Consider the following 20744-nt stretch of genomic DNA (forward strand, 5'->3'; position numbering starts at 1 on the left):
GGCCTCCGATGAGGCCGGGGCTGTTCACTCGGCGGGGGCCTGCGCGAGGGACAGGCTGTTGCCGTCGGGGTCGATGATGTCGACGTGGCGGACCCCGTTGCCGTAGGTCTCCACGGGATCGTGCCCGATTCCGTGCTCGGCCAGCCGGGCCAGGATGTCGTCCAGGTCGGTCACCCCGAACGTGATCATGGTGCCGCCCACCCGCGCCGCCCGCACCTGCCGGTCGTCGATGACGACCCAGGCGTTCTCACCGACCTGCCACAGGAGCTCCTCGCCGATGATCTCGTCCGCCGGCCGCCCGAAGAACGCCTCGAACCACTTGCGCGACGTTTCCCGGTCACTCACGCACACGACGCTGTACAGGTCCATCCGGCCCGCTCCTTCCGATCGTCTCCACAGTGAGACCCCGCACGCGGGCGGGACTCATCGCGCCGCGCCCGGCCCCCTTGGCCGTCAGATGGTACTCGTGGCGCGGCCGCTGATCGTAGGGGCGGCGTTCGAGGACGCCGTGGCCGACCAGGTGGTTGAGCCGCTCGGTCAGCACCTTGCGCGAGATGCCGAGATCAGCCTGGAGCTGCTCGAACCGGGTGAAGCCCGCCCACACGTCGCGCAGGATCAGCGGCGACCACGGCTCTCCGATCACGTCGAGCGTAGGCCCGCAACCTCCACCGCGACCCGCGGGTGGCGCTGTCCATGGCGCCCCTCGACAACCCGTCGAGCCCGTCATCGTCCGCGGCCGGGTCGTCGAATGGCTCGACGGCGACGCGGCCTGGGAGATCATCGACCAGATCTCGATGAAGTACCTCGGTCGGCCCTACCCCCGCGACGAGGAACGCGTCGGCGGCGTCATCGAGCCCGAGCGGCAGACCGTGGGCGTCGGCTGACGCCTTGATCACTTCACAGCGGCTGGATAGGTTGGGGCGCTTTTACTGATTCGCCCCCAAGGATGGCCATGCGTCGCTACCGGTTCGGCACGATCGCGGCTCTGGTCGCGCTGGGCTTTCTCGCCGTGGTCGTGGTGCTGTGCGCCTTCACGCTGGCCGACCCGGGCAATGTTCTCCTGTGGAAGGTCGTCACCCACGACACGTTCACCGGCGACCTCTTCGGCTCCGGCATCCCGTGGGTGCTGACGCTCGCCCTGGTCCTCATCGGGACGCTCCAGGCGTGGGCCCTGTGGCAGGTGCTGCGTGGACGGGCCCGCGGCGAGCTGACGGATCGGGGCAGAAAGGCTGGCCTGCTGCGGCTGGCCCTCTACCTCGGCGTCGGCACCAGCTTGGCCGGCATCGCCGTCGCCCCGCTGATCGTCAGCTGGGAGGCCTACTGGTTCTGGTCGGTGTCGGCGATCGTCTCCGGCCTCCTGCAACTGGCCGTCGCGTCGCTCTTCTTCCTGGTGCTGCGTGACACCGCCTCCTTCGGGCTTCGGCTGTTCTCGCTGGTCACCGGGGTCCTCATCGGCGTGCTCACCATCGGTCAAAGCATCGCGCAGGTCCTCTTCCTGGAGTCCGTCGCGCAGATCTTCACCCTCGGCGGCATGTTCGGCTACCTCTGGCCGGCGTGGGCGGGGTCGATCCTGATCGCCCAGGGCAGGGACCCCCGCTGGAGTGCGGCGACCGTACGGATCGGGATCCTCGCGCAGGTGGTGTCCGTTCTCCAGCCCGCCGGGGCGGTGTCCTTCGGTTCCTTCGGATACGGGGTCCCGTCCACCTTGGTGATCTATTCGCTCCTTTCCGCCGTCGGCGTCCTGGGGCTGGTGTGGCAGGCGAGAACGGCCCACGAGCTGGCCGCCCCCCTGCCGCGGGCCCCTGCTCCGGCGCCGGAGCGGTCGGCGGCCAGGCGATGGCCCATGGCCGCCGTGGCGATCGTGCTTCCGCTGATCCCCGCCGCCGTCAACCTCGCGCAGGGCCGGTACCTCTGGATCGGCCCCAGAGGCGCGATCGAGCAGTTCGTCCGCGAGGAGAGCTGGCACGCCCCGGCCTGGTTCGGCCTCGACGTCTTCGTCGGTGCCGGCGGTCCCGCTCTGCTGATCCTGGCCGCCGTCCTGCGCAGGACGCGGCTTGCCGTACAGGTGACGTCGGTGACGCTGACCGTCGCCGCGGCCGTGGGTCTCGTCAGCGCGCTCACCACCGTGACGCCGGTGCCGGGAGAGTTCCGCGACGAAGGCGCGCAGATCTACCCGGAGGGGATGTTCGCCCCGGCGCCGGACGGGGAGATCTTCTTCGGTATCTCACCGTTGTTCTACAGCGCCGCCCTGTTCGGCTCCGCGCTGCTCCTGCGGTCGCTGTACCCGGTCGCGCCCGCCCCGCGCGCACGCCACCACGTACTGCTCGCCGGGCTCGCCACGGTCGTCGCGCTCGGCTTCGTGCCCGCCGCCGACCAGGCGCGCGGCCCGGTCACCGCGGCCCGGGACTGCACCCCGCACCCGGGCGAGAGCCTGCCGGAGCTCACCCGCGACCAGCGCATCGTGTGCTCTCTCCGGCAGGGAAACCTGATCAAGGTCGGCGCCACCGCGTCCGACGCCGGGGTCCTCGCCTACGCCCGCCGGTTGTGCGGCATCTACACCCGCAACGATCCCGAAGAGGTCGCCCGTCTCAAGACCTCGGACGGGCTGCTGCGCGATGACCTCGCCTACCCACTCGCGGAGATCTGCCCCAGCGCGAACAAGGTGGTCAAGGCGGCGGCCGCCGAACAGGACCGGGAGTTCCAGGAGTGGGAGGCCGCGGCGCAGCGCATGTGCGACGCCACCCCCCGCCATCGCCCGCTCATCGAACCGGCCCACGCGACCCGCATGAAGGAACCCCAGTCGACCGACTACGGGGTCGTCGAAACCTATGAGCCGACCGGGCCCGACCAGGACCCGGCCGAGGACGGCCTGCTGGACATGGCTCAGGACGACGGCCTGGTGGCCTCCCTTCCCGGCCGCCTGATGGTCCTGACCCACTCCGACTTCGACATCTGCGTGACCGTGGAGACCTACGCCCGCCGCCCGCCGGTGGAGACCAAGGGCTGGGACCGCGTCGCCGAGGTCGGCTACGAGAGCCCCACCGGCGACATCGTGCTCAGCGACGATCTGAGCGGCACCGAGTTCCCCGACCTGTCGCTGAACGGCCGCGCGGGTCACTACCGGATCCGCGTGCACTACGACTCGTTCAAGGACAAGAACGGCCAGGAGGGCCAGCGGCTGCTGATCATGGCGTACCCGGGGAAGGGGAAGAAGCCGGTCACCTACCGCTAGCCGCCCGGACGACGACCTGCCGCGGGCGCTCCATGGGGAACGTTTGCCTCGCGCACGGGTTCCGCAAAAGACCCATACGGGGAGGAGTCGATCGCAGAATTCGTCGGCAGAGGAGGGCTGATGGCCACGGTCATGAAGGCCGAGTCGGTGGGACCGGTGGATGTCGCCGTCATCACGTTCGGCGGGGAGCACTTCGACCCGGGCGTGGTGTCCGCGATCCGGGAGATCCAGGACAAGGGCACCGTCCGGGTCGTCGACCTCAGCTTCGTCCGCAAGGCGGCGGACGGAACCGTGTCGGCGGCCGAGGTCGCCGACACCGATGTCGCGGCCGAGTACGCGGGACTCGCCGACGAGGAGCTCGACCTCCTGAACGACGAGGACCTGCGCCTGCTGGGCGACGACCTCGACCCCGGTACGGCCGCGCTGGTCGTCGTCTGGGAGAACACGTGGGCGGCGCAGCTCGGCGCCGCCCTCCGGGCCTCCAGCAGCCAGGTTTCGACGCTGGAGCGCATTCCCCGGCAGGTTGTCCTGGACGCCCTCGCAGCTCTGGAGGATGAGCGATGATGCTTCGACGTCGAGTGGGCAGGCCCGGTCTCATCGGCGCCATGGCGCGCACCGCGGTGATCACCGGTACGGCGACCGCGGTGAGCGGCGGCATCCAGCGCAGGCAGGCCAGGCGCATGGAGGAGCAGGAGGCGGCGTCCGCGGCCCAGGAGCAGTCCATGGTGGACCGCGCCGCCGCCCAGGCCCAGGCCCAGGCTCCCGCCACGGCCCCGGCCGAGCGGATGCGGCTCCTGCGGGAGCTCGGCCAGATGAAGGCCGACGGGCTGCTCACCGAGGAGGAGTTCGCCGCGGAGAAGGCCAGGATCCTGGCCTCCTGACCCGGACCCCGAGCCTGTCCAAAAGGCCAGGATCCTGGCCTCCTGACCCGGACCCTGAGCCTGTCCAAGAGGGTGACCGCCACCGACAATGGCTCATAGTCGCCAGGGAAAGGACCGGATGATGCCGCAGAGACCGAGGGTCGTGATCGTGGGGGCCGGGTTCGCGGGGCTGGGCGCCACGAAGGCGCTGGCCAGGACGGGGGCGCTGGTGACGCTGGTCGACCGCAACCCGTACGCGACCTTCCAGCCCCTTCTCTACCAGGTCGCCACGGCCGGGCTGGGCGCCTCCGACGTGACCTATCCGGTCCGCACCTTCGCCGCCAAGTGGCCCAATGTCCGGACCCGTCAGGCCGCCCTGACCAAGGTGCTCCCGGACGAGCGGCGGGTGGAGTTCGAGGACGGCAGCGGCCTGGACTACGACTATCTCGTGCTGGCCACGGGTGTGACCACCAACTGGCTCGGCATCGACGGGGCACGGGACAACGCGCTGCCCATCTACTCGCTGCGCGACGCGGCCGCGCTGCGCGACCGGCTCGGGCGCCTCCTGGAGGAGACGGCGCTCGGGCGCCGCAAGAGCACGCACGTCGTGGTGGTGGGAGCGGGCGCGACGGGGGTGGAGATGGCGGGCACGCTGGCCGAACTGCGCCGCCGTACCCTGCCGTTGACGCATCCCGAGATCAAGCCGGGCCAGACCAGCGTCACGCTGGTGGAGCGGTTCGGCCACGTGCTGGCCCCGTACAAGTCACGGCTGCGGAACGCGGCCGCGGCGGCGCTGCGCAGGCGGGGGGTGAAGCTGCGGCTGGGGTGCACGGTGGCGGCCGTCGAGCCGGACGCGGTGGTGCTCAGCGACGGCACGCGGCTGCCGAGCGACCTGACCGTGTGGGCGCTCGGCGTGACCGCGCCCACGCAGGTCGCCGACTGGGGCCTGCCGCAGGGCGACGGCGGCCGGGTCGCGCTCACCGAGGCGCTGAACGTGCCGGAGCACCCGGAGATCTTCGTGGCCGGCGACCTTTCCGGACCGCCCGCCCCGCAGCCGCAGCTCGCCCAGCCGGCGATCCAGATGGGCGAACACGTCGGCAGGCAGATCGCCGCGGCCATGCGGGGCGAGCCCGCACGGCCGTTCTCCTACGACGACCCGGGCATCATGGCCACCGTGGGCAAGGCGGAGGCCGTGCTGCAACTGCCCAACGGGCTGACCGTGCACGGGCTCCCCGCCTGGCTGGTGTGGATCTTCGTGCACCTGGCGTACCTGCTGGGCGGCCGCAACCGCGCCAGCGTGCTGCTCAACTTCCTGTGGCGGTACGCCGGGCCGCGCCGCAGCGCCACCAGCGTCTCCCAGTAGCCCGCTGCACGAGGTTGTGCGAGCCCGGTGGACGAGCTCGCCGCGCGCCGCCGTGGTGCCCGAAGGTCAGTCCCCCTCGTACGGCAGGACCTCGTCGTAGGAGATGACCAGGTGGCGCGGCCCCCGCAGGGTCGAGCTGGGGCGGTACGGCGGCGGGTCGGTCACCAGGCGGGGGTTCACCAGGCGCTTGGCGAGCTGGCGGAGCGCGATCTGGGCCTCCAGGCGGGCCAGCGGGGCGCCGAAGCAGTTGTGGATGCCGCCGCCGAACCCGAGGTGCTGGATGTAGGGGCGGTCCGGGTCGAAGCGGTCGGGGTCGTGCACGTGCGCGGGGTCGCGGCTGCCCGAGGCGAGGGACAGGATGATGCTCGACCCCTTGGGGATGGTGACGTCCGCCACCGTGATGTCGTCGAGGGCGACGCGCTGGGGCAGGAAGTGCACGGGCGGCTCGAAGCGCAGCAGTTCCTCGACGGTGCCGATGACCAGGTCGGGCTCGTCGCGGAGCCGTTCGAGCAGGCCGGGGTTGCGCAGCAGGGTCAGCATGCCGTTGGTGATCAGGTTGACCGTGGTCTCGTGCCCGGCGATCAGCAGGAGCACCGCGGTGGTCATCACCTCGGTCTCCGACATGGATCCCTCGGGACCGTGGTAGGTGACCAGCCCGGACAGCAGATCGTGGCGCGGATTCTCGCGGCGCGACTGAGCGAGTTCGCCCAGGTAGCCGGCCAGCGCGAACCCGGCGGCCTGGCGGCGCCCGGCCCGCTCCTCCACGCTGCCCTCGCCGGGGCCGAGGGTCTCGACGATCTCGTCCGCCCAGACGTGGAAGCGGGACTCGTCCTCGCGCGGGACGCCGAGCAGGCGGCAGATGACCGTGACGGGGAACGGGTAGGCGACGTCGTCGACGATGTCGGCCTGGGTCCGGCCGGCGATGCCGTCGATCAGCTCCTTGACGAGTTCGTGCAGTTCCTCGCGCATGCTCTCGACCACGAGCGGGGAGTGCGGCGGCCCGAAGTGGCGCATCGTCAGCCCCCTGAGCCGGTCGTGCTCGGGCGGGTCGACGCGGATGAAGGAGGGCGGCAGCGGCTCGGTGGCCGGCGGGTGGGCCAGGTTCCGGGCGTCCGAGCTGACCCGCGGGTCGTGCAGCAGCGCGACGATGTGCTCGTAGGTGTTGACGACGTAGGCGCCGTCGTCCAGCCGCACCACGGGTGTCCGGCGGAGCTCGGCGTACAACGTGTAGGGGTCCGCCCTGTTGGCGAACTCGTGAATCTGGTCGTAGATGCGTGCCGGCTCCACGGATGTGCCCCCGTCTGGTCGTCGTTACTGGTGCCGGACGAGCGTGACGCGCCGCTCGGCCGGATCGTGGCCGGTCACCACCACGGTCGCGCCCTCGGCGGGCGCCAGCCGCGGCGGCCCCTCGGCGGGTACGGCCCGCAGCTCGTCGGGCATGCCGACCATCTGGAAGTCGGGCGGGAACGGCGCCGCCCGCTGGATGAGGTCGCGGTAGAAGTCCAGCCACATCCCCTGGTCGAAGGTGACGGCGGCGGTGATCCTGCCGCGGTAGCCGTACACGGCGACGAAGCGGCGCTCTTCCACGGAGCCCTGCGCGATCACGACCTCGTCGGCGATGGTCGGCACGCCGACGGACTTGATGTTGACGCCGAACTGGTTGGACCAGAAGACCGGCAGCGACAGGTGCGGCCAGCGATGCGCCTGGTCGCTGAGCATGTTGTGGGCGGCGATCTCGGCCTGCGCCACGGCGTTGCCCCAGTGTTCGAGCGACATGAACTGGTAGTGGTACACCGGGTGCGGGAAGCGGGCCACGTCACCGGCGACGAACACGTCATCGGTGACCAGCCCGTTGACGTCGACGGCACGGCAGCCGGCGTCGGTGGCCACCCCCCAGGGGCCGGCCGCCAGGCCCGACCCGGCCAGCCATTCGATGTTGCGGACCGCGCCAAGCGCGACCACCGCCATGTCGGCCTCGACCGTGGTGCCGTCCGACAGCCTGGCCCCGCGCACCCGGCCGTCGGAGTCGCCTTCCAGCGCCTCGACCCTGACCCCGCAGCGCAGGTCCACTCCGGCGTCGCGCTGCATGCGGGCGGCGACGTCGCCGATGACCTTGCCGAGCGCGCCGGCGAGCGGCGCCGGGCCCGCCTCCACGACGGTCACCGCCACGTCGAGGTCGCGGCAGACCGAGGCGACCTCCGATCCGGTGAACCCGGCCCCGATGATCAGCACCCGCCTGACGCCCGCGGCCAGCCGTTCCCTGATCCGGTGCGCGTCGTCCAGCGTGCGCAGCACGTGCACCCCGTCGAGGGCGGCCTCCTGCTCGTTCGGCCACGGCCTGGCCCGCACGCCGGTGGCGATCAGCACCTTGTCGAAGTCGATCTGCCTGCCGTCGGCCAGCCGTACCTGCTTGGCGGCCAGGTCCAGGCCGGTCGCCGGAGTGCCGGCGAGAAACTCGACCTCGATCTCGCGCAGGTGGGGCAGCGCGGTGTGCTCGACCGTGATCGTGCCGGTCAGCACCTGTTTGGACAGCGGCGGCCGGTCGTACGGCTCGTACGCCTCGTCGCCGATCAGCGTCAGCCTGCCCTTGAAGCCGTCCCGGCGCAGGACGCCCGCGGCCCGGCCCCCGGCCAGGGAGGCGCCGACGATGACGATGTGGCCGTCGCGCTTGAACGCGTCGTCGCCGTGCGAGGTGGCGTAGCTCAGTTCCGGTTCCCTCGTCCGGTGCTGCGTGGCCATCCTGTCGATGTGGATGGCCTGGACCGGACAGGCCGCGGCGGCCTGAAGCACCCGTTCCCGCTGGGCGGCCTCGGGGTCGGGGTCGTACAACAGCGCCTCCTGGCCGTGCATCGTGAACACGGCCGGGGCCATGAACGCGCACTGCCCGTACCCCTGACAGCGCGTGAGGTCCACGACAACTCTCACAGCCACACCCCCGTCGATCCGGTACGGCACACGCCGCCAGGCTGATGTACCCGGCTCTTCCTCCGCGATAAGCGAGGAAAAGTCATGGATTGGGTCAGGAAGCGGCCCGCCGTACGGCGTCGAGGAGCCGACCGGCACGCCATGAACCTTCGGGTGCTCCGGCGGCAAGAGCCTGTGACGACACAACGGCGGCAGGAGCGTTCATGAGATCAGTCCTGGGAACCCTCGCCACGATCGTGGCCGGGTCTCTGCTCGCGGGCGGCATCACCGGCATCACCGGCACCACCGGCGCCGCCCGCGCCGACCCGGCGGCGGCCGGTGTCACCGGCGCGGTGACCCTGCTGACCGGCGACCGGGTGATCCTCACGGCGAACGGTTACCGGGTCGAGCCGGGGCCGGGCAGGAACGTCCGCTTCGACGTCCAGCGCCGCCAAGGACATCTGCACGTCATTCCGGGGGACGCCAAACGGCTCGTGGCCGAAGGCCTGCTGGACGCGCGGCTGTTCGACGTCACGCAACTGCTCACGTGGAGGTACGGCGACGCCGACAAGCCCGAGATCCCGCTGATCATCCAGTCGCCCGAGGGCAAGGCGGCGACGGCGCTCGGCGCGGCCAAGCGACTGGCCGCGCCGGAACTGGCCGGCATGAGCGTCCCCAAGGCCAGGGCGAGCCAGACCTGGCAGAGCCTGGCCGGCGCCGCGCGATCCCTGTCCGCGGCCAGGTCGAAGATCTGGCTCGACGGCAAGCGCTCCTTCACCCTCGACCAGAGCGTCAGGCAGATCGGGGCCCCGCAGGCCTGGCAGCAGGGGCTGACCGGAGCCGGTGTCACGGTGGCGGTGCTGGACAGCGGCTACGACACCACGCACCCCGATCTCAAGGAGGTGGTCACGCAGTCGCGCAACTTCTCCGACGATCCCGACGTCACCGACCGCATCGGTCACGGCACCCATGTCGCCTCCACCGTGGCGGGGGCCGGTGAGAAGTACCGGGGCGTCGCACCGGGCGCGAAGATCGCGATGGGCAAGGTCGGATCGGAGTGGATCACCGAATCGGCACTGCTGGCGGGCATGGAGTGGGCGGCGGTAGAGGTCAAGGCGAAGATCATCAATCTCAGCATCGGCGCCGTGGACCATCTGGGCGTCGACCCGGTGGAACAGGCGGTCAACACGCTGTCCGCGCGTACGGGAGCGTTGTTCGTCATCTCCGCGGGCAACGATGGGCAGAGATCCATCAGCAGTCCGGGCAGCGCCGACGCGGCGCTGACGGTCGGCGCAGTCGACAAGTCCGACCGGATGGCCGGCTTCTCCAGCCGCGGCCCGAGGAAGGGCGATCACGCGATCAAGCCCGATGTGACCGCTCCGGGCGTGGACATCACGGCGGCGGCCGCGCGGGGCACGGCCGACGGCCCCTATGTCGCCTACTCGGGTACCTCGATGGCCGCGCCGCACGTGGCGGGCGCGGCGGCGATCCTCGCCCAGCGGCATCCGGACTGGACCGGTGAACAGCTCAAGGCCGCGCTCATGGGCAGCGCCGCCCCGCAGCCCGGCGCCACGCACTTCGACCAGGGCGCCGGACGCGTCGACGTGGTCCGCGCGCTCGGCGCCCAGGTCCACGCCAGTCCCGCGAACATCGGCGCGGCCTTCCGCTGGGACGACTCCGGTGAGCGGAAGACGACCAGGGAACTCACCTACACCAATGCCGGCGACGCGCCGGTCACGCTGGACCTCACCACGGAGGGCGGGGTGCTCCACACCTCGGCGCGACGGGTCGAGGTGCCGGCCAAGGGCACCGCGACGGTCACCGTGACGATCGACGCGACCGGCAAGGCGCCCGGCGATTATCCGGGCACCGTCACGGCCGCGTCGGGCGACCTCAGGGTGCGTACCGTCGCGACCGCGTACGTGGAGCCGGAATCCTACGACGTGACGGTCCGCACCCTCGGGAGCGAGGGCCGGCCGGTCAGCGCGATGGGAGAGTTCTACAACGAGGCGGGCGAGCGCCACCCACTGACTCAGATCGACGCCCCGGGCACCTACCGGCTCCCCGCGGGTGAGTGGAACCTGTACGTGGACATCTACGAGGAGCCGCGCACCGTCACGACCACGCACCTGCCGGTGAAGGTCGGCGGCCGCGACATGGAGCTGGTGCTGGACACGCGCAAGGCCAAACCGGTCACGTTCGCCGTGGACGACCCCGCCGCCGTCCCCAGCGGGTGGATCGAGGTCTCAGTGAAACACGGGTCCTGGTTCTTGAGCGTGCTCTCCGAGCCGGGCCTGAAGACGCTCGTGCTCGCTTCCGACCACCCCGGGCTGACGTACATAGCCAGGACGCACCTCCACGCTCCCGGCCCGGTCCGGTACGACCTGGTCGACGAACACCGGGGCGGCATCCCGGAGGACCCCTCCCACACCGCGAGGACCAAGGACCTCGACAAGGTACGCACGACCTTCCGCGGTGCCGGAGTGGCCTCGACGGGCACCTACTACGCGGCGAACAGCAACGACATCATCGCCAACGGATGGCTGACGCCGACCGAGAACGTGACCCTGCCGGGCACGCTGCTGCAGTACCGGACTCCGGGCCACCGATGGTCCAGCGCGCTGCAGGCCGGAGAGTCCGTGGTCACGGAGGGCGTCAAGCCCGTCCGCAACGGCCGGGCCCGGCAGACGTGGAACGTCGCGGTGAGCGGGCCGTCCTTCGCCACCCCGGGGGCCTGGCGGGAGAAGGACACCCTGACCTTCGACGCCGCCCGGCTGCACTCCGACGGGGTGCCCGGCCGGACCGGCATGGACGGCGCGGCGACCGGAACCGTCACCCTCGCCGAGGGCGACCGGGTCATCTCCACGATCGACTACGCCGCGTGCCAGCCGGACCCGTGGGACCCGGCGTCCTGCCGGCTGACCGCCACCCTCCCGCCGGGCGCCGCCACCTATACCCTCACCGCGACGGGCGGGCGGGCGGTGCCGTACTCCACGCTCTCCACGAAGGTCGAGTCGACGTGGACGTTCCGGTCGGCGAGCACCCCGGCGCGGCAGCCGCTCGCGCTGACCGCGGTCCGGTACGCGCCGGCGGGGCTGGATGCGTACAACCGCGCTAAGCCCGGATCGTCCACCCGGCTGCCCATCTGGATCGAACGCAACCCCGGAGCTCCGGCGGCCGCGGTGAAGTCGATCCGCCTGTGGATGTCCGCCGACGACGGGGCGACATGGCGCGACCTCCCGGTCAAGGCCGGGGGGCGGGGCTGGAGCGCGCGGGTGCCCAACCCGCGTACGGCGGGCTTCGTGTCCCTGCGCGCGACCTCCGCCGACTCCGCGGGCAACACCGTCACCCAGACCATCCACCGCGCCTACGCGGTCGGGTAGCCGGGTCCGCTTGATCTTCCGGGCGTGACCGCTCCTGCCGGCAGACCCGCAGCGACGCCGGTCAGGGGCCGGTCGCGCCCGGATCCGGGTCGTCCACGACGTGGTAGCCGACGTTGGGGATGGTGCCGATGACCGGAGGTTCGCCGAGCTTGCGGCGGAGCCTGCCGACCGTGACGGCGACGACGTTGGAGAAGGGGTCGGCGTGCTCGTCCCATGCCTGTTCGAGGAGGTCCTCGGCGGACAGGACCGCCGGATGCGCGCGCACAAGCGACTCCAGCACGGCGAACTCCCTGGCCGACAGGTTGAGCGGGCGGCCGTCACGGGCGGCGGTGTGGCGCAGGGTGTCGAGCTCGATGCCTCCCGCTCGGTATGTCCGGGAGCGGGGGGCGGGCTGGCGGCGGGCCAGGGCGCGGATCCTGAGCACGAGTTCGGGGAAGTGGAACGGCTTGGGCAGGTAGTCGTCGGCCCCCAGGCTGAGGCCGGTGACCCGGTCGCCTGGGGTGCCGGCGGCGGTCAGCATGAGCACCATGGCGGGGTGGCCGCCATCGGCGATCATCCGGCACAACGTGTCGCCGTGCAGGCCGGGCAGGTCGCGGTCGAGGACGACGACCTGGTACGGGTTGAGGTCGAGCTTGGCGGCCGCCGCCCGCCCGTCATAGGCGACGTCCACGGCCATCCCCTGGTCACGGAGCCCTTCGGCGATGCCGTCGGCCAGCGCTCTTGAGTCTTCGACGACCAGGATTCTCACACGTGGTCCTCGGCCAGGGGCAGGGTGATGACCAGGCGGAGGCCGCCGGCGGCGCGGGCGTACAGGCTGATGCCGCCGTTGTGTGCCTCGGCGATCGCCTTGACGATGGACAGTCCGAGGCCGGTGCCGGTCCGCTCGGCGTCTGGGCGCCGGAAGGGCTGGGTGAGCCGGCCGAGGTCTTCGGGGGTGAGGACGGTTCCGCTGTTCTCGACGATGAGGCGGGCCTGCTGGGGTCCGGTCTCGGCGCTGACGCGGATCCAGCCGCCCGGCCGGTTGTGCCGGACCGCGTTGTCGACGACGTTCCCGATCATGCGGGTGAGCAGGGTTTCGCTGCCGGTGACCCGGGCCTGCGGGCAGGGGCGGTGCTCGACGTGGAGGGGCAGGGCGGCGATGGTGTCGGCGTGTCGCCGCAGGGCGGCCGCCGCGGTGGTGCTCAGGGCGACGCGGGACCGGTCGTCGGAGGGGCCCTGCTGGGTGCGGGCGAGGATGAGGAGGCTCTCCAGGAGCGCGTCGACGTGGTCGAGCTCGTTGCGGATCCGGTCGCCGAGGCTGACGAGCTGCGGGGGCAGCGGGCCGGGCTTGGCCATGGCCACGTCCAGCCACACCCGCATGGTGGCCATCGGGGTGCGCAGCTCATGGGAAGCGCTGGCGGCGAAGCGGCGCTCGGACTCGAACGACCGCTCCAGCCTGGCCAGCAGTTCGTCGATCGTGTCGGCCAGTTCCTTCAGGTCGTCGTCGGGACCCTGGAGGCTGAGGCGTTCGTGCAGGTTGGTGGCGGAGATCCGGCGCGCGGCGGTGGTGATGGCGCGGATCGGCGCCAGGAAACGTCCTGCCACCAGCCAGCCGAACAACAGCGAGACCACCGCCATGACGGCCAGGGCGACACCGGCCACGGTGACAAGCTTGCCGAGATCGGAGCTGTGGGTGGTGGCGGCCGGCGCGCCCGGGACATGGACGGTGACCGTCGTCTCGCCCTGCCACAGGCCGACCGTCAGGATCAGAAGAACGGCGCCGGAGGCGACGAACAGTCCCCAGTACGACAGGGCCATGCGCATGCGGATGGCGGGCCGTCTCCGCGGGCCGGCCATCGCCGCGGTCTTCACTCTGCGTCGCATGGGTGCCCCCAGAATGCCGCATTCCACATGACAGCGGCATAACAGGCGGCGTTGGGCCGGTGTCATCCCCTGCGGCGTACAAACGGCGCCATGGACAGAACGACGCTGAGCGCGGAGTGGACCAGGTTCAGGACCGGACGCGGCTGGGTGCTCGGCATGGTGGCCTCGGTGCTGGTCACCGTGTCGATCGGGCTGCTGGTCACCGGGAGCGCCCGCACCACCTGCGTGACCGGGAAGGGCGAAGGCCCCTGCCCCGCGCCTCTGCTCGGACCAGATGGTACGGCGGTGGCGGACAAGTACTACTTCGTACACCAGCCGCTCCAGGGGGACGGCAGCATCACCGCCCGCGTATCGGACATGACCGGCCAGATCCGGCTGCCGGACGCCGTACCCGGGGTGCGCAACGTCAAGGAAGGGGTGGTCGTGCCCTGGGCGAAAGCCGGACTTCTCATCCGGCCGACCCTCAAGCAGGGCACGCCGTACGCCGCCATCATGATCACCGGAGCGCACGGCGTGCGGATGCAGCACAACTTCACCCACGACGTGGCCGGCGCTCCCGTCACCGGACCGCGCCGGCTGCGGCTGACCAGGACGGGCGACACCATCACGGGCCACGAGTCCGGCGACGGCAGGACGTGGACCGAGGTCGGCACGGTCACGCTGGCAGGACTGCCGCGGACGGTCGAGATCGGGCTGTTCGCCGCCTCACCCGGCGCGTTGACGGACATGACCGGCCGCTTCGCCCAGGCCACGGCCACCTTCGACCAGATCGCGCTGCGGGGCGCGAACGGTTCGTGGCGCCACGACGACGTCGGCGTCACCATGAAGCCCGACGGCACTCCGCATCACCCGGGGCGGGCCGTCGAGTCGGGCGGCAAGGTCATCGTGAGCGGGGGTGGTGACATCGGGCCCGTCATCATGACCGGTGGCCTGCGCGCCGATCTCACCCTGCTGGGCGGGGCCGCCGGGCTGGTCCTGGTGATCGTGGTGGCGGTCACGTTCTTCACCGCGGATCACCGGCGCGGGCGGGGCGATCCGCTTGCCAAGGCCGTCGTCGTGGGCGCTGTGGCGTTCGTGACCGGGCTGGTGACCTCGGGTGTCGTGGTGCCCGGCGGACTGGCGCTGATGCGGGCCCATCAGAACCCGGTTCAGCCGATAACCCCGGCCACCGGGCTTCAGGTGATCGTGGGCTTCGCGGCACTGACCGCGGCGGCCGCGGTGCTGGCCCTCGGCCTCGCCGCGCTGGTCAGGCGGGGCATCGTCGCCATCGGGCTGGCCGTCGGGCTGGTGGTGGTGCCCTATGTGCTGGCGAGCGCGGGGCTGGTGCCGTGGCTACTGATGATCACCCCGGCCGCCGGGTTCGCGATCACACAGAGCGTCCCCGTGTTCGCGCACATCGACGTGGACCGGTCGCTGCTCGGCGGGTACTACCCGCTTCCGCCCTGGGCGGGGCTGACTGTGATCTGTGGATACGCCGCCCTCGTCCTTTGGCTGGCACACCGATCTTGTCGGTGGGCGGTGATACCTCTGACACATGCCCACCGTCACCTTCCGCGATGAGACCACCACCGGCAAGGCGTTGGAGATCATCACCGCCCCCGAACTCGTGCGGCCGCGCGTGCGCCGCACCGGCTGGGAGCGGCAGGCCGACATCGCCGAGCGGGCCTTCGGGCGCGACGGGTTCCTGCTCATGGCCGGCGACCGGCAGATCGAGGATCTGGCCGAGACGATCGGCCCGCGCGTCGAGCACATCGCGCTGGTGGGGGGCTGACATGGGCGTCCTGGATCGCTTCCCGCCGTCGCACGCGTACATGCTCCGCGAGGTTGATGAGGCCATGCGGGCGGACTTCGACCGTTTCGACGCGGGCGAGCGGCCGGGCGCGGGTGAGCAGGCCGTGTTCGGGAGGTGGGCCCAGCTGCGGCTCGGCCTCGGGCAAGAAGGCGGGCACGACCACCCCGCCGACGTGTTGCGCACGGCCAGGGAGGTCGCCGAGAGCGACACACCCTGGACCGCGCGGGACGTGGGCTTCCTCTGGGAGATCGCGAACGGGCTGATGACCTTGGAGCACACCAACTACCTGGAGCTCTACCGGATCCCGCTGGCCGCGATCCGCACGCTCGGCTACTCCGAGCGGCGCGAGATCCTGGTGCGGATCGTCGATTGGTTCCGCAAGTATCACCCGCCGGTGTGGGAGGTTCTGCACGAGGAAATCGACGAGGTGCTCACCGAACCGGCCGAGCACGGGCCGGCCGGGGTCGTGCGCACCATCATCTGGGACCGCGATCCGATCGCGGTCACGCTGGCCGAGGACTTCGGCGAGCGCCTGGCCGACCCGGCCGTCCTGCCGTTGCTGCGCCACTGGGCCACCGCCCGATCGTCCAAGCCCGGCGCGCGATGGCTGACGACCGCGCGCAGTCTCCTGACTCCGCAGGTCGCGGAACTGGTCAGGGAGATCCTCGTCCTGGTGACCGCCCACCGGGAGCGGCGGCCCGACAACGGCCACGGTACGGTCTTCCTCCACCTGTGCACGTCCGTTCCGGTGCGCGGCATGGTGTGGACCTGCGAGCTCTTCGACGAGCCGTGGATCACGCAGGTTCTGGGCGACCTGGCGCTGACCTGCGGCGTCGGCCTCGGTGGCAGGGGCGCCAACTGCCGCAGCGAGATGCTGGCCAACGCCGCCGTCAACGTCCTGGCCCACCGCGGCGGGCCGGACACCGTCCCTGCCCTGGCCAGGCTCCAGGCGAAGGTGCGCAAGAAGTCCGTGCTGGCCAACGTCGCGCGCGCGCTCGACGCCGTGGCCGAGCGCGCGGGCTGAGCTCCGAGCGACTGCTCGACCGCACCGTCCCGACGTTCGGGCTCGGGCCCGACGGGGTACGGGAGGACGGGTCTGGCCGACGATCAGGCGATCACCGGCCCGTCGATCACCGGCCGGTTGGCGCGGCGATCGGCAGGCGCACCGTGCCGCGGCCGGCTAGCAGTGCGACGATCGTCTGGACGGCCGCGGCCACGCACATCAGCATGATCGGTACTCGCCAGCCCGAGCTGATGGTGTGCGACAGCCCGAAGGCCACCGGCCCCACGGCGGCCAGCAGGTACCCGATCGACTGTGCCATCGCCGACAACGCACCGGCCGCGGCGGCGTCCTGGGCGCGCATGCTCATGAACGCCAGCGCGAGCACGAGGCAGGCGCCCCCGCCCAGCCCAAGGACGACGCTCCACAGCAACGCCCATTCCGGCGCCACGAAAAGCCCCAGGTAGCCGAGGAGCATGACCGCCGAGCAGATCGCCGCCAGCGCACGCTGGTCACGCGCCCACCGGAGCGCGGCGGGCACCGCCAGGCTGGTCACCACCGCGACCGCCTGGAACACGAACAGCAGCCATCCCGCCGCGGCCGCGCCGACCCCGCTGTCCTGAAGCACCTGGGGCAACCAGGTCACGACGACGTAGAAGCCCAGCGACTGCAGTCCCATGAACGCCGTCACCGCCCACGCCAGCCCGGACCCCCACGGCAACCGGTGCGCGCGAAGCGGCTGCGCGCCCAGCCGCGGCGCCCGCACCTGAGGAGCCCACAGCAGGACGGCCACGAGCGCGAACAGGACCCAGCAGCCCAGCGCGGTGTACCAACCGCCGGGCGCGACCTCACTGATCGGTACCGCCACCCCGGACGCCACCGCGGCCACACCGCCCATCACCGTGGCATAGGCGCTGGTCAGCAGCCCCACCTTGTCCGGAAAATCCCGCTTTATCAGGCTGGGCAGCAGCACGTTGCCCACGGCGATCCCCGCCCCGATCAGCAGGGTCCCCCCGAACAGACCGGCACCCACCGGCACCCACCGCAGCGCGATCCCCAGCGTCAGCACCACGAGCGCGCCCCCGAGGAGCCGCTCGGCCCCCCACCGCGCGGCCAGCCGGGGCACCATCGGTGACAGCACCACGAACGCCAGCAGCGGCAGCGTGTTCAGCAGCCCCGCCACGGCCGGGGCCAACCCCAGATCAGCCTGTACGCGATCCAGCAACGGCCCGACACCCGTCAAACTCGCCCGCAGGTTGGCCGCCACGACCAGCAGCCCCCACACCAGCAGAACCCGACCCGGCCTCTTCTCCATGCGGACCACGATCAGCCCCCACCAGGGCCGGCAACCAGCCCGTGCTCAGGCTGGCCCCGGAAAGGCCACCCTGAGGTCAGGCCGGAACCGCCCGGTAACCTGTCGACGTGGGGACGCCATTGGGGAACTTCATCCGGGCCAAACGCGACAGCATCCAGCCGGAATCCCTCGGACTGCCGGAACGCGGCCGCCGCCGTTCACCGGGCCTGCGCCGCCTCGACCTCGCCACGTGGGCCGGCATCAGCGTCGAATACCTGACCCGCATCGAGCAGGGCCGCGACCGCAACCCGTCCCCGTCCGTCATCAACGCGCTCGCCGGCGCGCTCCGCCTCGACCTCCCGGAGCACAACCACCTGCGCTACCTCGCGAAGATCACCAGCGACGAGTGCTCCGTCGACATCCGCCCCGTGCCGCCGCCCAGAGACGTACGCCCGTCCGTCCTGCGGACACTCCGCCTCCTCGAACCCGGCGTCGCCATCGTCACCAACCGCCTGGGCGACATCCTGGCTCACACCACCGGCTACCAATCGGTCGCCACGGGAACCGGACTGCTCGACGCCGCCCGTCCGAACCTCAATCGCTACCTGTTCACCGACTCACGCGCCCGGACGTTCTTCGCCGACTGGGACGACGTCGCCGACGAACAGACCTTCGACCTGTGGCAGGCGCCGTCCCTCGAAAATCTCGAATGGCTCACCGCGGAGCTGACCCCCATCGCCGGCCCGGATTTCACCAGCCGCCTCAACCGTCATAGGGTTCCGCGACGCGGCGTTCTCCGCCTCAACCACCCGGCCGGGCACCGGCTTCGACTGCACCGGGAGACGCTCGAACTGCCCGCGGAGTCCCAGCAACTGGTCGTCTTCCTCCCGGCCGACGATCAGACGACCAGGGCCATCGACCAGCTCAAGGCATCCCGTCCAATCGAAGGGTCGTAGCCGATGGTTCTTATTACGATGTTCGGATGCTTTCCGCCCCCCTGACTACGGCTGACCCGGCTTTGCCAGATACCAGGCGCCTGGCTTGGCTGGACGCGCTGCGAGGGCTGGCGGCGATGGTGGTGGTCTTCGAGCACGCGCTCAAACCGCTGTGGCCGGAGGCACGGCTGCCAATCAAGGCCGTCTTCGACCCCGGCTGGTACGGCGTGCTGGTGTTCTTCCTGGTCAGCGGCTACGTCGTCCCGGCGTCACTGGAGCGCGGGGGCAGCCTGCGGGCGTTCTGGATCTCGCGGTTCTTCCGGTTGTGGCCGCTGTTCACCGTGTGCGTGGCCGGAATGACGCTGCTGGCGGCGTCCGGCTGGGACGAACTGCACACCTGGTGGGACAGCCGGCCGGTGGCGCTGGCCCTGGCACACGCCGGCATGCTGCAGAACCTCATGTACGTGCCGAACCTGGCCAACGTGCTGTGGACCCTTTCCTTCGAGATGGCCTTCTACCTTCTGCTGACCGCGATGTTCACCCTGGGTGTGCACCGGCGCAGCACCGCGACGGCGCTCACGTTCGCGGCGGTCGCGGTGCTGGGCGCGGGGCTGCTGCCCGTGACGCTGCTGTCGGCCGGTGGGGCGGGCCGCATGCTCGCGGTCGTGGTCGTGGTGACCGCCGTCCTGGCCGCCGGGCTGGCCGCGGTGCTGTGCGGCGGCAGGCGGGTACGACAGGTGGGCGCCGTGGCCATCGCGGGCACGATCCTCCTGCTGCTGATGGTCAACCAGAGCTACCCCGGGCCGTGGCAGGGGCTGTTCATCCTGGCGACCATGTTCGCCGGCACCGCGCTGTATCGCGTCGAGGCGGGACAGCTCGGTCGCCGGCACATCGCCTGGGTGGCGCTGATACCGCTGGCCGGGTTGTGGCCGGCGCGTGCCGAGACCGGGCTACAGGTGGCGATCGCGGCGGCCTGGCTGACGTTCGCCGCCGGGCTGGCACTGCGTCACCGCACGATGCCGTCGTGGCTGACCTGGCTGGGCCTGGTGTCGTACTCGGTCTACCTGCTGCACCCGCTGCTGCTGGAGAGCGTGGAGTTCTTCTTGCCGGATCCGCCGGCCGTACCGTTGGCGGTGCGTCTGACGTTGCTGGTGGCGGTGTGCGCCGCGCTACTCGGCCTGTGCGCGCTGACCTGGCGATGGGTGGAGAAGCCCGCGCAGCGGCTGGGCAAGCGGCTGGTCAACCGGCCCGTCGGGTGAGCCCGGTCAGGCCACGGGCTACACGCCGGCGCGGCTGCTGATCGAGAAGGTCAGCGGGCGCTCGGTTCCCGAAGCTGCTGGATGACCTCCTCAAGCAGGTGTTCCGCGGCGGGCAGTCATGACCCCGCCCGCCGCGCCACCGGCCGGTCAAGCGGCGTCAAGGGCTTCGGTGATCTTGCGGGCCATCTCGGCCAGGGTGGGGCTGGGCCCGCCGTTCCCGCTGTGGACGCCGGCCTCGATGGCGACGAGAACGGTGGTGCGGAAGTTGTCGGCCTCGGCCGGGGCCTGCTCCTTGAGCAGGTTCATGGCCGCCGTCAGGGCGGGAAGCACCTGGTCGGCGAGTTCGGCGACGGTCTTGCCGTACTTCACGCCCTTGGGCGCCTTGGTGAGCACGTGTCCGACCGGGCCGGTCGCCGAGACCAGCGCGACGGAGCCGTGGGTGCCGACCTTGTGGGCGGATCCCGCGGCGCCCGCGGCGGACATCAGCGAGACGGCGCCCCAGGCGGCGAGACGGAGGGTGAGCTTGTCCTGGTCGGAGAAAGTGACGGTCATGATGTGTGCTCCTTCTAATCCGAGTTGGCCGGTGGATCCCGGCCTGTTCATGAGATCCACGATCGCCGACCGCTCTGATACCGGGCCGTCGCCGCCCTGACACAACCGCTGACGCCGGGGTGTGACGATCGGCCCGAAGTTCGAGGGATGCCCGCCGCCGAGGACCCGCCGGCCTGACGGCGTACCGTGCCCGGCCGGTGGTCCGGGCGGCCTCAGTCACCTGCCGATGACCCGCATCGCGTCGTCGACTCTTCGTCTATGAAACGTCTACCGGCCTCCCTCACCATGGCCTCCGTCCAGATCAGCA

18 protein-coding genes are annotated in these 20744 nt (G+C 71.3%); 10 read left to right on the top strand and 8 right to left on the bottom strand.

The window, feature by feature from the left end; genetic code table 11:
• Window positions 1–24 precede the first annotated feature (24 nt).
• Both ACIBKY_RS41565 and ACIBKY_RS41570 read right to left on the bottom strand, forming a co-directional pair.
• Window positions 25–345: a VOC family protein gene (locus ACIBKY_RS41565; RefSeq protein WP_397105874.1), complete on the bottom strand. Its 321-nt coding sequence runs from the start codon at window positions 343–345 to the stop codon at window positions 25–27.
• Window positions 338–643, bottom strand: a complete 306-nt coding sequence (locus ACIBKY_RS41570; protein WP_397105876.1) for a winged helix-turn-helix transcriptional regulator — start codon at window positions 641–643, stop codon at window positions 338–340. The genes ACIBKY_RS41565 and ACIBKY_RS41570 overlap by 8 nt, the downstream gene beginning before the upstream one ends.
• A 309-nt stretch (window positions 644–952) precedes the next feature.
• Here ACIBKY_RS41570 and ACIBKY_RS41575 point away from each other — a divergent pair, with 309 nt between their 5' ends.
• The 4 genes from ACIBKY_RS41575 (at window position 953) to ACIBKY_RS41590 (ending at window position 5455) form a co-directional block, all read left to right on the top strand.
• Window positions 953–3232 (top strand): hypothetical protein, encoded by a 2280-nt coding sequence (locus tag ACIBKY_RS41575; protein ID WP_397105878.1) that lies wholly within the window; start codon window positions 953–955, stop codon window positions 3230–3232.
• Between the two features lie 120 nt (window positions 3233–3352).
• Window positions 3353–3796, top strand: coding sequence for a DUF6325 family protein (locus tag ACIBKY_RS41580; protein ID WP_397105880.1), 444 nt, complete (start codon window positions 3353–3355; stop codon window positions 3794–3796).
• Entirely contained in the window at window positions 3793–4113 is a 321-nt protein-coding gene (locus ACIBKY_RS41585) for an SHOCT domain-containing protein (protein ID WP_397105882.1), read from the top strand. The genes ACIBKY_RS41580 and ACIBKY_RS41585 overlap by 4 nt, the downstream gene beginning before the upstream one ends.
• Window positions 4114–4231: 118 nt before the next feature.
• Window positions 4232–5455, top strand: a complete 1224-nt coding sequence (locus tag ACIBKY_RS41590) for an NAD(P)/FAD-dependent oxidoreductase (RefSeq protein WP_397105883.1) — start codon at window positions 4232–4234, stop codon at window positions 5453–5455.
• A 66-nt stretch (window positions 5456–5521) separates the two neighbouring features.
• Here ACIBKY_RS41590 and ACIBKY_RS41595 read toward each other — a convergent pair whose 3' ends face one another.
• Both ACIBKY_RS41595 and ACIBKY_RS41600 read right to left on the bottom strand, forming a co-directional pair.
• Window positions 5522–6742: a cytochrome P450 gene (locus tag ACIBKY_RS41595; RefSeq protein ID WP_397105885.1), complete on the bottom strand. Its 1221-nt coding sequence runs from the start codon at window positions 6740–6742 to the stop codon at window positions 5522–5524.
• Window positions 6743–6766: 24 nt separating this feature from the next.
• A complete protein-coding gene (locus tag ACIBKY_RS41600; RefSeq protein ID WP_397105887.1) occupies window positions 6767–8380 on the bottom strand; it encodes an FAD-dependent oxidoreductase in 1614 nt (537 codons plus the stop codon).
• A gap of 203 nt (window positions 8381–8583) precedes the next feature.
• On the opposite strand from ACIBKY_RS41600, the gene ACIBKY_RS41605 reads away from it, so the two are divergent.
• Window positions 8584–11742, top strand: a complete 3159-nt coding sequence (locus ACIBKY_RS41605) for a S8 family serine peptidase (RefSeq protein WP_397105889.1) — start codon at window positions 8584–8586, stop codon at window positions 11740–11742.
• Window positions 11743–11803: 61 nt separating this feature from the next.
• Here the strand turns inward: ACIBKY_RS41605 and ACIBKY_RS41610 are convergent, their stop codons facing one another.
• Window positions 11804–12490 (bottom strand): response regulator transcription factor, encoded by a 687-nt coding sequence (locus ACIBKY_RS41610; RefSeq protein ID WP_397105891.1) that lies wholly within the window; start codon window positions 12488–12490, stop codon window positions 11804–11806.
• The gene (locus ACIBKY_RS41615) at window positions 12487–13605 is read right to left on the bottom strand and encodes a sensor histidine kinase (protein ID WP_397105893.1); all 1119 of its coding nucleotides are present in this window, start codon (window positions 13603–13605) and stop codon (window positions 12487–12489) included. Before ACIBKY_RS41615 ends, ACIBKY_RS41610 begins: the two co-directional genes overlap by 4 nt.
• 90 nt (window positions 13606–13695) lie before the next feature.
• On the opposite strand from ACIBKY_RS41615, the gene ACIBKY_RS41620 reads away from it, so the two are divergent.
• Genes ACIBKY_RS41620 through ACIBKY_RS41630 form a run of 3 tightly spaced genes read left to right on the top strand, consistent with a single transcriptional unit; the run spans window position 13696 to window position 16421 of the window.
• Entirely contained in the window at window positions 13696–15165 is a 1470-nt protein-coding gene (locus ACIBKY_RS41620) for a hypothetical protein (protein ID WP_397105895.1), read from the top strand.
• The gene (locus ACIBKY_RS41625) at window positions 15140–15376 is read left to right on the top strand and encodes a hypothetical protein (RefSeq protein ID WP_397105897.1); all 237 of its coding nucleotides are present in this window, start codon (window positions 15140–15142) and stop codon (window positions 15374–15376) included. The genes ACIBKY_RS41620 and ACIBKY_RS41625 overlap by 26 nt, the downstream gene beginning before the upstream one ends.
• A gap of 1 nt (window position 15377) precedes the next feature.
• A complete protein-coding gene (locus ACIBKY_RS41630; RefSeq protein WP_397105899.1) occupies window positions 15378–16421 on the top strand; it encodes a hypothetical protein in 1044 nt (347 codons plus the stop codon).
• A 106-nt stretch (window positions 16422–16527) separates the two neighbouring features.
• Here ACIBKY_RS41630 and ACIBKY_RS41635 read toward each other — a convergent pair whose 3' ends face one another.
• Window positions 16528–17712 carry an MFS transporter gene (locus ACIBKY_RS41635; RefSeq protein ID WP_397105901.1) on the bottom strand — a complete coding sequence of 395 codons (1185 nt, stop codon included), beginning with the start codon at window positions 17710–17712 and terminating at the stop codon, window positions 16528–16530.
• A 107-nt stretch (window positions 17713–17819) separates the two neighbouring features.
• Here ACIBKY_RS41635 and ACIBKY_RS41640 point away from each other — a divergent pair, with 107 nt between their 5' ends.
• Window positions 17820–18647, top strand: coding sequence for a helix-turn-helix domain-containing protein (locus ACIBKY_RS41640; protein ID WP_397105903.1), 828 nt, complete (start codon window positions 17820–17822; stop codon window positions 18645–18647).
• Window positions 18648–18673: 26 nt separating this feature from the next.
• Window positions 18674–19885 carry an acyltransferase family protein gene (locus tag ACIBKY_RS41645; RefSeq protein ID WP_397105905.1) on the top strand — a complete coding sequence of 404 codons (1212 nt, stop codon included), beginning with the start codon at window positions 18674–18676 and terminating at the stop codon, window positions 19883–19885.
• Between the two features lie 147 nt (window positions 19886–20032).
• On the opposite strand, the gene ACIBKY_RS41650 is transcribed toward ACIBKY_RS41645, so the two are convergent.
• Entirely contained in the window at window positions 20033–20437 is a 405-nt protein-coding gene (locus tag ACIBKY_RS41650; RefSeq protein ID WP_397105907.1) for a hypothetical protein, read from the bottom strand.
• Window positions 20438–20744 lie beyond the last annotated feature (307 nt).

This window comes from Nonomuraea sp. NPDC050394, assembly GCF_044459065.1.
In the GTDB taxonomy this organism is placed as follows: Bacteria; Actinomycetota; Actinomycetes; order Streptosporangiales; family Streptosporangiaceae; genus Nonomuraea.

What these genes read in the sequence shown, in the direction of transcription:
- ACIBKY_RS41605 (WP_397105889.1), top strand. Translation starts at nt 8,584, where the DNA reads ATGAGATCAGTCCTGGGAACCCTCGCCACGATCGTGGCCGGGTCTCTG.
- ACIBKY_RS41650 (WP_397105907.1), bottom strand. Translation starts at nt 20,437, where the DNA reads ATGACCGTCACTTTCTCCGACCAGGACAAGCTCACCCTCCGTCTCGCC.
- ACIBKY_RS41575 (WP_397105878.1), top strand. Translation starts at nt 953, where the DNA reads ATGCGTCGCTACCGGTTCGGCACGATCGCGGCTCTGGTCGCGCTGGGC.
- ACIBKY_RS41630 (WP_397105899.1), top strand. Translation starts at nt 15,378, where the DNA reads ATGGGCGTCCTGGATCGCTTCCCGCCGTCGCACGCGTACATGCTCCGC.
- ACIBKY_RS41615 (WP_397105893.1), bottom strand. Translation starts at nt 13,605, where the DNA reads ATGCGACGCAGAGTGAAGACCGCGGCGATGGCCGGCCCGCGGAGACGG.
- ACIBKY_RS41620 (WP_397105895.1), top strand. Translation starts at nt 13,696, where the DNA reads ATGGACAGAACGACGCTGAGCGCGGAGTGGACCAGGTTCAGGACCGGA.
- ACIBKY_RS41635 (WP_397105901.1), bottom strand. Translation starts at nt 17,712, where the DNA reads ATGGAGAAGAGGCCGGGTCGGGTTCTGCTGGTGTGGGGGCTGCTGGTC.
- ACIBKY_RS41585 (WP_397105882.1), top strand. Translation starts at nt 3,793, where the DNA reads ATGATGCTTCGACGTCGAGTGGGCAGGCCCGGTCTCATCGGCGCCATG.
- ACIBKY_RS41625 (WP_397105897.1), top strand. Translation starts at nt 15,140, where the DNA reads ATGCCCACCGTCACCTTCCGCGATGAGACCACCACCGGCAAGGCGTTG.
- ACIBKY_RS41645 (WP_397105905.1), top strand. Translation starts at nt 18,674, where the DNA reads ATGCTTTCCGCCCCCCTGACTACGGCTGACCCGGCTTTGCCAGATACC.
- ACIBKY_RS41580 (WP_397105880.1), top strand. Translation starts at nt 3,353, where the DNA reads ATGGCCACGGTCATGAAGGCCGAGTCGGTGGGACCGGTGGATGTCGCC.
- ACIBKY_RS41590 (WP_397105883.1), top strand. Translation starts at nt 4,232, where the DNA reads ATGATGCCGCAGAGACCGAGGGTCGTGATCGTGGGGGCCGGGTTCGCG.